The sequence below is a fragment of the Dankookia rubra genome (assembly GCF_004355005.1).
Lineage (GTDB): Bacteria > Pseudomonadota > Alphaproteobacteria > Acetobacterales > Acetobacteraceae > Paracraurococcus > Paracraurococcus ruber_A.
Genome location: NZ_SMSJ01000116.1, coordinates 1 through 14124, shown reverse-complemented (window position 1 = coordinate 14124; position 14124 = coordinate 1). Strand labels below are relative to the sequence as shown.

Sequence of the window (14124 nt, the reverse complement as noted above, 5' to 3'; positions counted from 1 at the left end):
CGCCACCCGCTACGAGAAAACCGCGTGTTCCTTCATGGGCGTGCTCTGCATGGCCGCCACGATAGACTGGATCAAGTAGACACACAGAACTTAAGGCCTGACAGGCCCTAGTACCACGGCATAGTCAGTCGTTGGCTGGTTCGCCAACTGCTGACGCAGCAGGGGAGCAAAATGGAACGCAGCATCCCGTTCGGCCTGATCAAGACTCGGCATCGCGGTAGGGGGGTGTCGGCGGCGGAGCCCTGGGAGAGGGGCATCGAGGGGCATAATTTAGGTTTTGGACTGGGGGGAGGTCCAAGCCACGAACTGGCAGCCCTGGGGGAGGGCAGCCGACATTCGCTCGCATTATTATCCCTGCAATATAGTTTCCACTCCGTTAAGTTAGCCGTGGGTTGCTGTAGGTGTAGGCCGATCGGATCAAGGTGGTCTCTGTATCCCGGAGCCATGTCGGTTGTAACCAGTCTAGGAAGAACGATGATTGCTGCTCCCGGACGGCCCTAAGTGCCTATCGGCTTCGGCATCGATCAGGACGGGACCCGAAGACATTTGCCCTGATAGAAGCGGCGGTGCGGCAACCAGAGCGTGTGAAGTCTGTTCTGAGTCGGTGGAGATTGGGCGGGTGTCAGATGCCGCTACAGGATCGGGGTGACGGAGCGTTCGCTGATCAAGGTTTCGCGCCGGGCAGCAGAAACAGCCTTGCTTCAGAAAATGAGAGGCCCATTGGTCAATCACGCGTTGTACGCGACGCAGCCATTCATGCTGCGTACAAGCATTACGCGGGGATGACGACCTACCAAGCAGCAAAGGTCATGCAGCGCGAACTGCACTCCTACCTGCGCGGTGCTGGCCACGTGAGAGGTATCTCGACGAACTGCCGGTCGGAGTCAGTGGGGTTCGCGCGGCGCTGCACAGGCTCGCCTTGGCGAATCGGGGCAAAGAGCTTTGTTGGCGCCGCATCTACGACATCCTCAGCAGCGGCCCGACAGGCGCTCGGCAAGATGGACAGGCCCGGCATTCGCTGGCGACCACGGCGCGATCGCTTGCACAGGTTAGAACCGGGGCGAATTGACGGCGTAATGGACATCTTGGCTCAGCCCTGCGCGGTGCTGTGCCGAAGGCAAATGAGACGCCGCAGCAATGACGCACTGCAGAAAATCAGAGCGTCTATTTTCTACTTTTGATTGAGTTTAGCTTTGTAAGCCATTGCTTTTCCGATGGATGGACTGCCATGCAGATTGCCGAGGTCGTCAACGAAGCCGCATATGAGCAGGCGCTAAGCAGAATCCGCCGCCTTGTCGCACTGGAGCCCGATCGTAGCACCCCCGCCGGGAATCACCTGGAAGCCCTGACCTCCCTCGCCGTGATTTTGAGGCGGAACGCCTCGTGCTGGACCTCGCCGACATCGAGGCACGGTAGGGCAATATCGTCGTGCGGCAGGTGACGGTCACCGGCGTGGCTGAGCGCGCCGTCGTCATGGGCCGGCGACCGTACTCGGTCCTGGTCCATCCCGATGCCCAGCATACAGGCTTAATTGATGCTGACTGCGATCGCGGCAAGGCCGATCTCTGGACTGAGGCAGAACGCATCTGGCTGGAGGGGTTTTGCCCATTGAGCCGGTGACCCGCCATGGGCGCTAAGCCGCCGCGGCTTCTCGTCCACGTCCCACCTCATGGGTGGCGGCGTGGCACCGTGCCAGCCAGAGGAGCGGCGTGTCGGTTCGAAGCATCTTTGCCCGCTCTACCATGTCGCCCAGGACATGCTCGCCCTCCGTTCCCCCACGCCGTTCGATATTGCAGAACAACGAAGCGGCCAGCGGCGAGCCCTCCTTTGTGAGAAAGCCGGTGACGGTTTCGACCACGGCCGGGCGCGACTCGTGACCGGATTTTGCTGCCACCTCCCGACATTCGGCGAACAGGGCCCGCAGGGCGTCGCGGCCACCGGGAGCGGTTAGGATATCGCCGACGCTCCCGCGCATCGTACAGGTCGCGCCGGCCAGCGTGGCCAGCCCAACCCATTTCTCCCACATCTCTTGAACAATATGATCACTGGCCCGAGGAAGGAATTTCGCGCCGTCGAAGACTGCCAGGAAGGCGCTGGTGCGGTTGGAAATGCTGCCTTGAACCTCGCCGAAGATCAGTTGGTGGTCAGGCCCCATCCGATGGGCAATCTGTCCCTCCGGGCCGAGCGTGGCGGGTATCTGGGCCACGCCGCCAAGCCCCCGATCCAACCCGAAGCGCGCGGCGAGCAGTTCGAGATGTCGCATGCCGTTCAGAACCGGGAGAATGACAGTCTCGGCGCCGATCGGGCTTGTTGTCCTCCATCGCGGCGTCGAGCGAATATGCCTTTACGGCGAACAGGATGAGGTCGTAGGGGCCGCCGAGGTCGCCTGCCTGAACTGTGGGAGGCCGGAGGTCAGCGTCGCCGCGAAGGCTGTCGATGCGCAATCCGTGGCGCGCGATCTACTCGGCGCGGGGCTGCCGAACCAGAAATGTCACGTCGGGTCCGGCTTCGACCAGCCTGCCGCCGAAATAGCCGCCCAGTGCGCCGGCACCAACCACCAGAACCTGCATGACGCCCTCCTCGATGTCCGGACCTTCGGCACCTTTGCGCCCAGGAGCCTAAGCCCGAACGGGCTCTTGCCGCCAAAACTCGGCTGCCTTCGTCACGAGCGCCGATGCTGGCCGGGGCCGTGGCACGACCTCCACGACGGCATCGGCGTGTCGAGCGGCCGCTTTCGCTTCGATCGCAGCCCGGTTGCGTGAGTTGAACTGCCAATCCAGAGAGTTACCCCTCAGCTTGGGTGCGGCACCTGCGACAACCGGGGTTGGGACTGGTCAACCATCCTTCTCGATTGGCGCCCATGTCTGCAGCGCGGCAAGTTGCAGCGCGTTCCAAAACCCAGTCCCTGGCACTAAGCCTTGGGGCGCTGCATCAGATGTGCGGCGGACGGCTCTCAGGTGGCGGAGCCACTCTGCCTACAGTACATCCTCGTCGGTGATATCTTGCGGCGCAATTCGAAACGGTTCGACAGGTGTGGCGCGCAACGGTGTGTGTCGAGCACCGGATGAGATCGCGCGCCGACGTGGTTCGACCTGCTGGCGGCTGATGTGCTCGGCGAGATCGGCCAAGTCGATAAAGGCATCTGCCTGTCGTCGAAGTTCATCAGCGATGCTCGCCGGCTGGGTGCGGAGGGTCGAGATCACCGTCACTCGGACGCCGCGCCGCTGCACCGCCTCGATCAGTCGACGCAGGTCGCCGTCGCCCGAGAAGATCACCACGTGGTCGAGATGCGATGTGAGGTCGAGGATATCGACTGTCATCTCGATGTCCACGCTGCCCTTGACCCGGCGGCGGCCGTTAACGTCGGTGAATTCCTTGGCCGGCTTGGTGACCACCGAGAAGCCGTTGTAGCCGAGCCAATCAATCAGGGGCCGAAGCGAAGAATACTCCTCCGTCTCCAGGAGCGCCGTGTAATAGTAGGCGCGGACAAGTTGTGAGCGCTGCCGGAAGTAAGCCAGAAGGTTCTTGTAGTCAACGTCGAAGCCTAGGTTTCGGCTTGCGGCGTAAAGGTTGGCCCCATCGATGAAGACGGCGAGGCGTTCTGTGCTTTCGGGCGGCAAGGCGTGGGCTCTCGTAATTTGGTTCATAGCAACTCTGACACAGAATGATTCCCGAAAATAGTTACAAAAAATAACGTTTCCGGCCATCTCAACCGCTATGCAGTGGCAAGATGTAGATGATGCATACCACCGGGAAGCCGCGCGCCTGGATATCTACTCGAAGCTCGATCCTCCTATCACCCAACAATGTCGCCCAAGCAGCGTCGCCGCATGGGTCACGCCATGGATGCCGTGGAAGTAGGAGCGGCCAGCAGCAAGCGACGTCGTTTTCGGCGACGAGGCGGAGGAGTTCATGTAGACCATTAGCGTTCCACCACAGACGCTCGTGCGCCTCAGCCGCAGCGACCGCGCTTCTTCTTCCGGCACGAGTTGCCTCTCTCGGGCATGGTAACGCCTTTGACTGACCGTTCCTGACGCCAAATGCTGCGACCTCCCGCCAGAACTCGTGTTGTAGGTAATCGATCCGTGCGCAGAACTTAAGTGCTGTTGTCCGGTATTTAAGAGAGCGCGTATCAAACCGGAGCAGGGCAGTGCAGCAGCGCTTCGTCGTTCACTACATCGTCGATTGGGGTGACATGCCTCGTGAGCGATTCTTCTCGGACCTCACTGTCGCGGAAGAGTTCGCCAGAGCCATTACCACAGATGGCACCACCGCCTACCCCAATGTTGCGACCATCATCCGCAGGTGCAAAGACGGCGATTACGGCGTTTGGGAAGACGACCAGCGCTTTCCCATGCTGCATGTAAGCCGTGGCAGGCGGGCGGAGTGGTCGTCGGTGAATCCCGGTGTCTTTTCTGGCAAAGCGATGTCGGACGCCTCCGCCATTTTCAGCGCGACCTGAAGGACGTCTTCTTGGGCATCTACCGGCCCGAATGGTGCCGGCAGCGCGGCACGGCTACTGCGATGGCCGTGTTGGTGGTGGCATGTACCGTGAGGGAGTCACCGAAAGCCGGCCCGTCGAGCGAAGGCTCGGCTGTACCCGGAATACCTACATCCTACATCCCACAGCCTTCGGAGTGCGGCCCTTGGCGGTCATTCCTGCCAGACTGCCGCCACAATCTTAAAGCGCACTCCAGCAACAGGCCCGCGTGGCTGCTGACCTTACCGGAGAACTTGCCACGCATCCCGGTGCCGGGACGGCTCTAGGGATTACATTGCGATGTTGCTGACCGTATGTGGCCCAGCGGCCGACGCGGCGTGCGACGGCAACAAACTCGCTGATGTTTGGTTGCGTCGAAACGGTCCAACGGCGAACTGCACACCAACTTCAACTGAAGCATCGTACCCCATCGACAATGCAGCAACCCAAGCTTCTGCCGCTGCCGCAGCAGTGAACGGGCGCCGAAGCTCGTGCTGAAACAGGCAAGTCCGAGCCGCCCTCTACCATGAATGCCATCACCTATGTCGTCAGCGTTGGACCGGGAAAACAGCCATCGTTCTACTGGCTGGATGAGAATGGAGCGCCGGCACTGGTTCCGGCTGCATCGCTACCGTCGCGCCTGAAATCGTGCGGGCAATCGCTTCACGCCTGGGCGAACGGCTCGCCAACCCCCGGCACAAGGTCTCGCAAAGGACTTACCTCACGATCTTCCGAAAGCCGTTCCTGTCAGCGTAGCTATCGTGGTGGAGCGATTTGGGTCGTGTAATTTGCAGTAGCGTGATGGCGACCAAGGCAGGCCATCAGTGCGATTGCGCAAGTACCGATTGGATGCCTCGTCGAGCCGAAATGCACGACCGAGGAAAATCAGGCTTGCCGCAGAGTGGTCTCCATCTCGGCGGCCTCAAAGAAGCTCAGTCGCGGCCCGCCAACGTTCTCCGTGCCGGTGTGAATACGGTAATAATAGTGCCTCTCTCCGGGCTCGGCGCGGCTGTGTTGGGCTGGTGGCGCGACGGCGAGGCAGTCGTGCAAGCATTATTAGCGCCATCCGGGGCAGCCGATCTTGCCGTGGCGCTTACGACCCAGACTGACCGCGCAGTCGTCCGGCGCATCGACGAGACCGACAAAGGGGTCCGCCCGCCTGAGAACGCGCTCGGCCGCACCCCACTCGTCGGGAACTCTCGCGGCAAATTCGTAGCTACTTCGTTTTGAATTTGCGTCGCCAAATGTCTCGTGCAGTGTCGGTCCTACAAAGTGGGAACCAGCCGTGGCCGACGTGTTTGATGGGATTTTTTACTGGGCCTGGGTCAAGCTGCTGCCGCCCGGCACGGTCTTCGCCACCGAAGCGGTGGACGAATGCGGGGGTAGAGAAGTCGGTCTGCTGACCGAGGCTAAGTTCAGCGAAACCCTGCCGATCCGACAGATGGGATGGCTCCTCTACGGAGATCGCCTAGAGATCGAGTTCCTGGGAAGCTGGCGCGGGGACGCCATTTCTCACCTCGGTGATTACTGGGCCTTCTCACCACATTGGTGGATGAAGTCGATGCGGCATGCTCGCGACCGAGCCGAGATGGGAGCCGACGCGGGACAGGGCGCAGTGAGTAACGTCGTGCTGCTACGGCCGCGAGCGCGGTAATGCGCGAACTGCTGTTCGCTGTTGCCGCGCTTGCGCCAAGCTGGGTGGCGGCACAGGGTGGCTTCTTGCCACCGGCTGGGTCTGAAGGTCTCAAACAACAGATGATCACCACCGCTGTCCTCGGCTGCGGCAACAGGATGACTCTCACGCTCAAGTGGGAGGAGGTCTCCAACTCAGGTACTCTGACAGTCGCACAGGAGAATGAACGAACGTTTGTCAGTCACGCTCAGCCGTACAAACTGACTGTCACACCCCAAACCTACCGGGCAGAGTATGCTGCCATCAATGAGCAAGGCCAGAGTGTCCAAGCGTACTTCATTATCAATCGCTCAACCGGCGAGGCGGTGAGCGAGAGCATCACGGGCCGCCGCTCCGCCGGGCGCCGGATTATGACGTGCAGATCGGCTGCTTCTCAGATGTAGGCGAAGGACTGATGTACCGACCTTCGCCAACACACGCGCCGTCGACTGCCTCTCTCGCAATGTGACAATGGCCTCGGGCTGGGTGCCGGATGGTCCGACGCTTCGACCTCGCGCCGGAACTCGTGTCGCCAATAATTAATACGTGTGTGCAAATACATTGCCTTGGAATGGTAATGAATTGAGGGTGTCCCAAACCGGAGCAGGCCAGTGCAGGAGCGCTTCGTCGTTCACTACATCGTCGATTGGGGTGACTTGCCGCGTGAGCGAATCTTTTCGGACCTTACCGTCGCCGAAGAGTTCGCCAAATCCATCACAACGGATGGCACCATCGCCTACCCCAACGTCGCAACTATTATCCGCAGATGCAGAGACGGCGATTATGGCGCTTGGCAGGACGACCAGCGCTTTCCCGTGCTGCACGTGAGCCGTGGCAGGCGGGCTGAGTGGCCGTCCATGAATGCCGCTGTTTTTTCTGGCAGAGGAATGTCGGACACCTCCGCGCCTTTCAGCACGACGTGAAGGACGACCACTCGGGCAAATGCCGGCTCGAATGTCGCCATCATCGCGGCGGGGTCGTCGCCCTCGCCGTGTTGCTGGTGGGGTGTACTGCCGGGGAGCCGCACAGGACTGGCTCCTCCGCCGAGGGCTCAACTATACCGCGGCTATATTCACCCCGCAGTCTGCTGAGCATGGCCCCTGAAGGTCGTTCCTGCCAGACCGGCGCCACAGCCTCAAAGCGCCCTCCAGTAAGAGGCCTGAATGGCTGCCGACCTTGCCGGAGAACCTTCCTCGTATCCCGGTGCCGGATGATGGCTTCAGGGACAATCTTGCAATGTCCGTAGCCGGGTGTACCGGTCAGCAACTTGCGAAGTCGGTCTACGAATGTGGAGCAGACATCCAAACCTGAAGCGTTGATTAGTAGATGGCGGTGAAGGCATCGATGCAGCGATGTGGGGGTGGCCTGCAATCCCGCGGCGTTGCCCTGTAAAGCGTTGTCGCAGGCTTCCCGGCTCTCAGCGCGGCATCTGCACCGGATCGTCGTGTTCGACGGCGCCCTCCACCGCGGCAGGCAGAAGGAAGGTCACTTCAGTTCCCCGTCCGGGCTCGCTACGAATCCTGACCGTCCCACCTGCCTGCTCCGCAAAGCCGTAGGCTTGGCTGAGTCCCAATCCGGTGCCTTCGCCCCGAGGTTTGGTAGTAAAGAACGGTTCGAACACACGCCCCAGCACCTCCTTGGGAATGCCCCTGCCGGTATCGCGCAGGTGGACCGCTACGACGCGGCCCGTCACCGCCACCGCGCCGCCGTGTAGCGTCAGTTTCTGCGCTTCGATCTCCAGCACACCGCCGTCCGGCATGGCGTCGCGGGCGTTCAGCCCGACATTGAGCAGCGCAAGTTCGAACTGTGTCGCGTCCACCCGGACCGGCCAGAGGTCGTCTTCCAAGCGGATGGTGACCCGAATGGTGCTGGGGAGTGATCGACCGAGCAGGTCCGCCACGTCGCGCAAAGCCTCGGACGTGTCGATGACCTTCGGGCTGGTCGGAAAGTCACGCGAGAAGGCGAGCAGGTGTTCGGTCAAGCTGGCGCGCTTCTCTGCGGCGGCGCGTATGTCGGCGAGGATGTGCCTGAGCTTTCTGTTGCTGCCAGCGGCCGCACTTGCCAGCCTGATGCCGCTCAAGACGATCTGGATGAGATTGCTAAAGTTATGGGCGATGCCGCCGACGAGTTCGCCGATGGCCTCCAGCCTTTGCATCTGGGCCATCTGCTCCCGCATCTCCTCCATCGACCGCTGCGCCTCACGGCGCTCGGTGATGTCGCGGGTTACCTTGGCGAAGCCAACCAGAGCGCCGTCCTCATCATGGACGGCATCGATAACCACGCTGGCCCAGAACCGGCTGCCATCCTTGCGCACCCGCCAGCCCTCGGCCTCGAACCGCCCCGTCCTCCTGGCTTGCTCCAGGATAGCCTCCGGCACGCCGGCCGCGCGGTCCTCGGCGGTGTAGAAGCGGGAGAAGTGCTGGCCGACGATCTCCTCGGCCTCATAGCCCTTGATCCGCTTGGCCCCGGTGTTCCACTCGGCGACCCGACCTTCGGGGTCGAGCATGAAGATGGCGTAGTCGGTAACGCCCTGGACCAGCAAACGGAAGCGGCGCTCGCTCACCCGGAGCGCCTGCTCCGCCTCGTAGCGGGGGGTGATGTCACGGGTGATCTTGGCAAAGCCGATAAGGTGGCCGGCGTCGTCGCGGACAGCGTCGAGCACGGCGAGCGCCCAGAAGCGCGACCCATCCTTTCGCACGCGCCAGCCCTCGGTCTCGAACCGACCATCTTGGCGTGCGGTCTCGACTGCCGCCTCGGGCAGGTGAGCGCGGCGGTCCTCCTCGGTGAAAAAGATGGAGAAGGGCCGTCCGATGACCTCCTCGGCGGCGTAGCCTTTGATGCGCTGCGCGCCCGCGTTCCAACTGCTGACGCGGCCCTCGGGGTCGAGCAGGAAAATGGCATAGTCCACCACCGCCTCGACCAGCAGGCGGTATGTCCGGTCTTCCAGGCCCGGTTGGCGGCGCATCATCCTGCTGGCCACCCTTTGCTGCGGAATGGAAACGGGGCCGCAAATGGCGAGTTCCGCGAGGCATGTCAATCGTAAGTCGATGACGAAAAAAGGAAGCGGAAGAAGCTTTTTTGCGACCGCGTGTGCCCGCCATGATGGGCGGAGACGGCCGCGCTCGTAGAATGAGGACGTGCCAGGATACGCAGTCGGCCATACACGGCGTGCCGCCTATCCTGGTCGAACGCAGGAGGAGCCGGGCAATGTCGTGGGAGGGGTCCGATGCCCTGGTCTGGGACGCGGAGCACCTGCGGATCGCAACCAACGCCGCTGGCATCGGCCTATGGTCTTGGAATGTCGATACCGACGAGATCGCCATGGACGAGCGCGCCCACGCCCTCTGGGGTGTGCCGCGGGACGGTCCGTTCACCTTCGCCGACTTGTCGGCGCACATTGTCCCACCCAACCTCGACTGGGTGAAAACCGCGTTCCAGGTGACCCGAACGACACCGGGACCCTATCAAATCGACTTCCGCATTCTTCGCCCGGACGGCACCCGCTGGGTGTCAGCGCGCGGGCGCGGCGCCGATGAGGGCATCGTCGGCCGGCTCATGTTCGGCGTGTTTCTCGACAGTACGGCACGGAAGGAGGCCGAGGAGGCCCGCGAGATGCTCGCGGGCGAGATAAGCCACCGGGTCAAGAACCTGTTCGCCATCGCCGCCAGCCTTACCTCGATCGCCGCGCGCTCCGCGGCAACAACGACGGAGATGGAGCGTGACCTGAGGCAACGGTTGGCCACGCTGGGTCGGGCGCACGATCTGATTCGGCCGATGTCTGGGGGCCGAATGATGGCTGCGTCACTCGGCGACCTGTTCACCGTCCTTCTCGCACCCTACGACAGCAAGGGCAGCATCGGCGACCGCATCCGGGTGTCGGTGCCGAAGGTGCCGGTGGGCGAAGCCTCGGCCACGGCGCTTGCGCTGATCATCCACGAGCTTGCCACCAACTCGATCAAGTACGGGTCCCTGTCCCGCGCGAGCGGCACGCTCGACGTGATCTGCACGGAGGCCGATGGCGAGATTGCGGTGGTCTGGACGGAGCGGGGCGGGCCGCGGGTCACTGCGCCCGCCGGGCCGGGGGGCTTTGGCAGCAAGCTGCTCGACCTGAGCCTGCGCCAGCAACTCGGTGGCTCCATCATCTACGACTGGCAGGCCAGGGGCGTCGTGGTCGTGCTCCGGATGAGCAAGGCGCGTTTGGTTTCGTGAGAGCGCCATCTGCCGCATCAACGTGATTGGGGCACGACCGCCGGCATTGTTCGCATTGACCCATCACCAACAGTGCAAAAGTGGGCGACCGCTCGCGCGACGGGGTTGCTGGCCGGGCATCCATGCGTCAACTTACGTTGCCCGGCGCGCTCCGGCGCGGAGCCGGTGCCGGGGATTGCGCCTGCCGGGACAGGGGCGGAAGCACGGTGAAGGACACTGATGCCCGTCAGCAGCCAACCCCGGAACCGCGAAGGTCAGGCCGCCGCGGAACGGGTTCTCTGCGACATCGAGGCGCGGAACGGCCCTTTCGTGGCAGCGGTCCAGGCCACCCGTGTGCCGATGGTGGTTACTGATCCGCGGATTGCCGGCAATCCGATCATCTACGCGAACGACGCCTTTGTACGGATGTGCGGCTACAAGCAGGCCGACGTGCTCGGGCAGGACTATTTCTTCCTTCTCGGCGAGCACGCCAGCCCGGAGGTGGCGGGGCGCGTGGAAGCGGCGATTGCAGCCGGTCTGAACTTCATCGAGGACGTGCCATTCCGAACCAAGGACGGCCGTGAGGTCTGGGTTTCCATGTTCGTCAGCCCGGTCTCCGAGGGTGACCGGGTCGTCCAGCACTTCGCCTCCTTTCTCGACATCAGCGAGCGAGTGGCGCGCGAGTGGGACCTGCGCGCGGCCAAAGAGACGCTGGACCGGCGCGTGGCCACCCGGACGCGCCGCCTCCAGGAGGTCAACGCGCGGCTGCAAGAGGAGGTCGAGCGGCGGCAAAGGACCGAGGCTGCCCTGCGTGATGCACTAGCTCAGGGAGAGGAAGACATCCGCTACCGCGACTTCCTGATCCGGGAGGTTAATCACCGGACCAAGAATGCGCTGCAACTCGCGGCTTCCCTGCTTGGGGTACAGGCGCGCCACGTTCAAGACCCACATTGCCGCGACGCTTTGGAAGCCGCGATGGGCCGGCTCAGGCGCGTCGGTGGGGTGCATGCGCTCCTGACCTACCAGACCGGCAGCCCGAATGCGGTTGACTGCCCCGACTACCTCCGCCGCCTCTGCCGGGAAATGGAGGAGGGTCTGTCGCCCTTGGGCGGGCGGGTGACGGTCGAGGTGGAGACCGAGGAGGAGGCGGTGTGGAGCCCCGACCTCGTTCTCCCCCTCGGCCTGATCGTCGGCGAGGCGGTAACCAACGCGCTCAAGTATGCCTTTCCCGACGGCCGCGAGGGGCAGGTCCGGGTCGAGTTGCACGCCAACGGTGACGGGACGATGCGGCTGCTGATCGAGGATGACGGAGCAGGCATGTCGGCCGAGCGGCGCGCCGGCTCCTTCGGGCTGCGGCTCATTGAGATGTTCGCCAAGCAGGTGAAGGGCCGGGCCGTGATGGAGGCCGGGCGTGGCGGCCAGGGCACCGCCGTTGTGGTCACCTTCCCAGACCCGGACGCCGCGCCGGGCTGACTGGGCCGATCACTCCACCCCAGAGGCAGTCGGCAACCCATCACGCGTTGAAACTGCCGTTGTACGCTATTCTTCAACAACTGGTTGATGGGAACGCATTCAGGACAACCGGGTTTACATCTTGAATACCCGCTTTTCCTTTGTGTGTGCTCATGAACGGCTTCGACAACGCATCAACAAGCCTCGCCGCTGTCCCGGCACTTCAGGACGGATCAGGCGCCCGCACCCGAGTTGCGGAGCTAGAGGCGGAAGTCTCTATCCTGCGTGGGGCACTCGCCCGCCTGGGCGTTGCGGCCGATCAGGTCGCTGGGCTGGATGCCAGCGAACTCACCAGGGAGGGCACCGACCACGCGGCAGACGACGCGTCGGCGCGGTTGGTGGCAGCCAGTGCCGAGGCGCGGCACGGGCGGGAGATGGCAGCGGGCCGGGCTGATCTTGCCGCATCGAAGGCGGACAGCGAGGCGCTGCGGACCGCCAGCGCCGCCTTGGCGGAGAGCCATGCTGCCTTGCGTGAGCGCGACGAGCGACTGCACCTCATCCTCGACAGCGCCGCCGACTACGCGATCTTCACCGCCGACCTAAACCGGCGCGTTACTTCGTGGAATGTAGGCGCTGAGCGAGTGCTGGGTTGGGCCGAGGACGAGATCGTCGGCCAGCCAGCCGACATCATCTTCACCCCCGAGGACCGGGCCGCCGGGCGGCCGGAGCGGGAAGCTGCAATCGCTCTCGCGGAGGGGCGGGCCGAGAACGAGCGCTGGCACCTGCGCAAGGATGGCACACGTTTTTGGGGCAGTGGGTTGGCGATGCCGCTCCGTGACCCACAGGCCGGTCCGGACGCACCGCCGCTTGGACTATTGACGGTTATGCGCGACCACACCGAGCGGCGGCAGGCTGAGGAACGGCGGGCGCTGCTGGCGAACGAGCTTAACCATCGCGTGCAGAACACCCTCGTGGTGGTGCAGTCGCTCACCTTGCTGGCGACACGGGACGGATCGCCCGACCTCTCGGCCTTCGCGGCCACCTTTCAGCGGCGTATCCTCTCCCTGGCCCGCGCGCACGATGTGCTCACCCGCCAGGACTGGACTGGGGCGCCGCTTGCCGGGGTGGTGCGCGCTGGCCTCGCACCGCTGGCGATAGACGCCGCTCGGGTGGACCTCTCCGACTGCGAAGCTTCGAACGTTTTCCTGCCGCCCGGCGTGGCGCTCACCCTGGCCATGGCGGTGCATGAACTTGCCACCAATGCGCTCCGGCACGGCGCGCTATTGGCGCCGGGTGGTCGCGTGCGGGTGGCGTGCCTTGCCCCGGTTGGCAACGGCGACGAGGTACGACGGAATAGCGTGGAGTGGGTGGAGCGAGGCGGGCCGCCGATTACGGGGCCGCCTGCGCGGCGTGGCTTCGGGCTACGGCTGCTAGGGCGCGGGCTGACGTTGCAGGCGGGCATGGCAGCAGACCTGCGCTTTGAGCCGGAGGGCCTGCGCTGCACGATCTCTCTGCCGGAACTGCGCGGCACCCCACACTGACCGACACAGGTGAAGGCGCTCGCCTTCCTGCGTTCTCCCTGCGTGATGCTGTAAAGCCTGCAACGGCCCTGCGCCACCGTCCGGAGTAGGAAACGACGCCACATCGGCCGTCTGCTGCGTTGGAACGAACGATGCGCACACGCCTCCCGAAGGCGAGAATAGTTCCTCATGGAAGAAGCAATGCCGACCATCCCGCCGCCAAGACCCGACAGCCTGAGCAGCGCACTGAGGCGGAACATCGAAGTGTTAGAAGAGCGCCGCAGGCAGGAGGCTGCCGCTGCCCCGATGGAGGCGCGGGTCGCCGAGGTGATCACCCGCTTCACCGGCAGCATGCGGTTCGTCTACTTGCACCTTGCGCTCTACGGCGCCTGGATCGTGGTGAACCTCGGCATAGTGCCGGGCGTGCCCAAGTTCGACCCGTCCTTCGTCATCCTGGCGATGGTGGCGTCGGTGGAGGCGATCTTCCTGTCCACCTTCGTGCTGATCAGCCAGAACCGCATGGCGGCAGCCGCGGACAAACGCGCCGACCTCGACCTGCACGTCAGCCTGCTCACCGAGCACGAACTGACGAAGCTGGTGGAACTCGTCACCGCTGTGGCGGAGCGGGCCGGGGTGAGGGCGAACGCCGACCCCGAGATTGAGGAGATCAAGAAGGACGTGGCCCCGGAAGCCGTGCTCGAGGGAGTGTCAGGAATTCCGTGTGCGTCCGGTCGGTTGAACGACACGGTCAGGCCAGGGCTTTGGTGAAGCGCTGGCCGAACAGGACGGCGAACTGAGCCTTGGCCATGGCC

General features: G+C 63.7%; 14 protein-coding genes. 9 read left to right on the top strand and 5 right to left on the bottom strand.

What is annotated here, in order from left to right; genetic code table 11:
* Positions 1–1428 precede the first annotated feature (1428 nt).
* The gene (locus E2C06_RS32285; protein WP_133292684.1) at positions 1429–1620 is read left to right on the top strand and encodes a hypothetical protein; all 192 of its coding nucleotides are present in this window, start codon (positions 1429–1431) and stop codon (positions 1618–1620) included.
* Between the two features lie 13 nt (positions 1621–1633).
* On the opposite strand, the gene E2C06_RS40510 is transcribed toward E2C06_RS32285, so the two are convergent.
* From E2C06_RS40510 to E2C06_RS32275, 4 genes are all read right to left on the bottom strand, one after another.
* Positions 1634–2263, bottom strand: a complete 630-nt coding sequence (locus E2C06_RS40510; protein ID WP_206664787.1) for a ketopantoate reductase C-terminal domain-containing protein — start codon at positions 2261–2263, stop codon at positions 1634–1636.
* On the bottom strand, positions 2145–2444 hold the full coding sequence (locus tag E2C06_RS40950) for a 2-dehydropantoate 2-reductase N-terminal domain-containing protein (RefSeq protein WP_165982799.1): 300 nt from the start codon (positions 2442–2444) through the stop codon (positions 2145–2147). Before E2C06_RS40950 ends, E2C06_RS40510 begins: the two co-directional genes overlap by 119 nt.
* A 15-nt stretch (positions 2445–2459) precedes the next feature.
* Positions 2460–2570: a 2-dehydropantoate 2-reductase N-terminal domain-containing protein gene (locus E2C06_RS41245; RefSeq protein ID WP_165982798.1), complete on the bottom strand. Its 111-nt coding sequence runs from the start codon at positions 2568–2570 to the stop codon at positions 2460–2462.
* 405 nt (positions 2571–2975) lie between these two features.
* A complete protein-coding gene (locus tag E2C06_RS32275) occupies positions 2976–3647 on the bottom strand; it encodes a LabA-like NYN domain-containing protein (protein WP_133292683.1) in 672 nt (223 codons plus the stop codon).
* Between the two features lie 503 nt (positions 3648–4150).
* On the opposite strand from E2C06_RS32275, the gene E2C06_RS32270 reads away from it, so the two are divergent.
* The 4 genes from E2C06_RS32270 to E2C06_RS32255 all read left to right on the top strand — a co-directional run bounded on the left by E2C06_RS32270 (position 4151) and on the right by E2C06_RS32255 (position 7075).
* Entirely contained in the window at positions 4151–4462 is a 312-nt protein-coding gene (locus E2C06_RS32270; RefSeq protein ID WP_133292682.1) for a hypothetical protein, read from the top strand.
* A 1303-nt stretch (positions 4463–5765) separates the two neighbouring features.
* Positions 5766–6134, top strand: coding sequence for a hypothetical protein (locus E2C06_RS32265; RefSeq protein ID WP_133292681.1), 369 nt, complete (start codon positions 5766–5768; stop codon positions 6132–6134).
* The gene (locus E2C06_RS32260; protein WP_133292680.1) at positions 6134–6556 is read left to right on the top strand and encodes a hypothetical protein; all 423 of its coding nucleotides are present in this window, start codon (positions 6134–6136) and stop codon (positions 6554–6556) included. The genes E2C06_RS32265 and E2C06_RS32260 overlap by 1 nt, the downstream gene beginning before the upstream one ends.
* 207 nt (positions 6557–6763) lie before the next feature.
* Complete coding sequence (locus E2C06_RS32255; protein WP_133292679.1) at positions 6764–7075, top strand: hypothetical protein; 312 nt, start codon at positions 6764–6766, stop codon at positions 7073–7075.
* Between the two features lie 494 nt (positions 7076–7569).
* On the opposite strand, the gene E2C06_RS32250 is transcribed toward E2C06_RS32255, so the two are convergent.
* Entirely contained in the window at positions 7570–9120 is a 1551-nt protein-coding gene (locus E2C06_RS32250) for a hybrid sensor histidine kinase/response regulator (RefSeq protein ID WP_133292678.1), read from the bottom strand.
* Between the two features lie 239 nt (positions 9121–9359).
* On the opposite strand from E2C06_RS32250, the gene E2C06_RS32245 reads away from it, so the two are divergent.
* The 4 genes from E2C06_RS32245 to E2C06_RS32230 all read left to right on the top strand — a co-directional run bounded on the left by E2C06_RS32245 (position 9360) and on the right by E2C06_RS32230 (position 14080).
* Positions 9360–10361 carry a sensor histidine kinase gene (locus E2C06_RS32245; RefSeq protein WP_133292677.1) on the top strand — a complete coding sequence of 334 codons (1002 nt, stop codon included), beginning with the start codon at positions 9360–9362 and terminating at the stop codon, positions 10359–10361.
* A gap of 219 nt (positions 10362–10580) precedes the next feature.
* Entirely contained in the window at positions 10581–11813 is a 1233-nt protein-coding gene (locus tag E2C06_RS32240; RefSeq protein WP_133292676.1) for a sensor histidine kinase, read from the top strand.
* Positions 11814–11965: 152 nt separating this feature from the next.
* Entirely contained in the window at positions 11966–13333 is a 1368-nt protein-coding gene (locus E2C06_RS32235) for an HWE histidine kinase domain-containing protein (protein ID WP_133292675.1), read from the top strand.
* A gap of 180 nt (positions 13334–13513) precedes the next feature.
* Positions 13514–14080: a DUF1003 domain-containing protein gene (locus tag E2C06_RS32230; protein WP_206664786.1), complete on the top strand. Its 567-nt coding sequence runs from the start codon at positions 13514–13516 to the stop codon at positions 14078–14080.
* The last annotated feature ends 44 nt before the right edge of the window (positions 14081–14124 follow it).

Bases quoted from the DNA above. Each gene is read 5' to 3' on its own strand.
- E2C06_RS40510 (WP_206664787.1), bottom strand. From the start codon at position 2,263: ATGCGACATCTCGAACTGCTCGCCGCGCGCTTCGGGTTGGATCGGGGG.
- E2C06_RS41245 (WP_165982798.1), bottom strand. From the start codon at position 2,570: ATGCAGGTTCTGGTGGTTGGTGCCGGCGCACTGGGCGGCTATTTCGGC.
- E2C06_RS32275 (WP_133292683.1), bottom strand. From the start codon at position 3,647: ATGAACCAAATTACGAGAGCCCACGCCTTGCCGCCCGAAAGCACAGAA.
- E2C06_RS32260 (WP_133292680.1), top strand. From the start codon at position 6,134: ATGCGCGAACTGCTGTTCGCTGTTGCCGCGCTTGCGCCAAGCTGGGTG.
- E2C06_RS32250 (WP_133292678.1), bottom strand. From the start codon at position 9,120: ATGATGCGCCGCCAACCGGGCCTGGAAGACCGGACATACCGCCTGCTG.
- E2C06_RS32245 (WP_133292677.1), top strand. From the start codon at position 9,360: ATGTCGTGGGAGGGGTCCGATGCCCTGGTCTGGGACGCGGAGCACCTG.
- E2C06_RS32240 (WP_133292676.1), top strand. From the start codon at position 10,581: ATGCCCGTCAGCAGCCAACCCCGGAACCGCGAAGGTCAGGCCGCCGCG.
- E2C06_RS32235 (WP_133292675.1), top strand. From the start codon at position 11,966: ATGAACGGCTTCGACAACGCATCAACAAGCCTCGCCGCTGTCCCGGCA.
- E2C06_RS32230 (WP_206664786.1), top strand. From the start codon at position 13,514: ATGCCGACCATCCCGCCGCCAAGACCCGACAGCCTGAGCAGCGCACTG.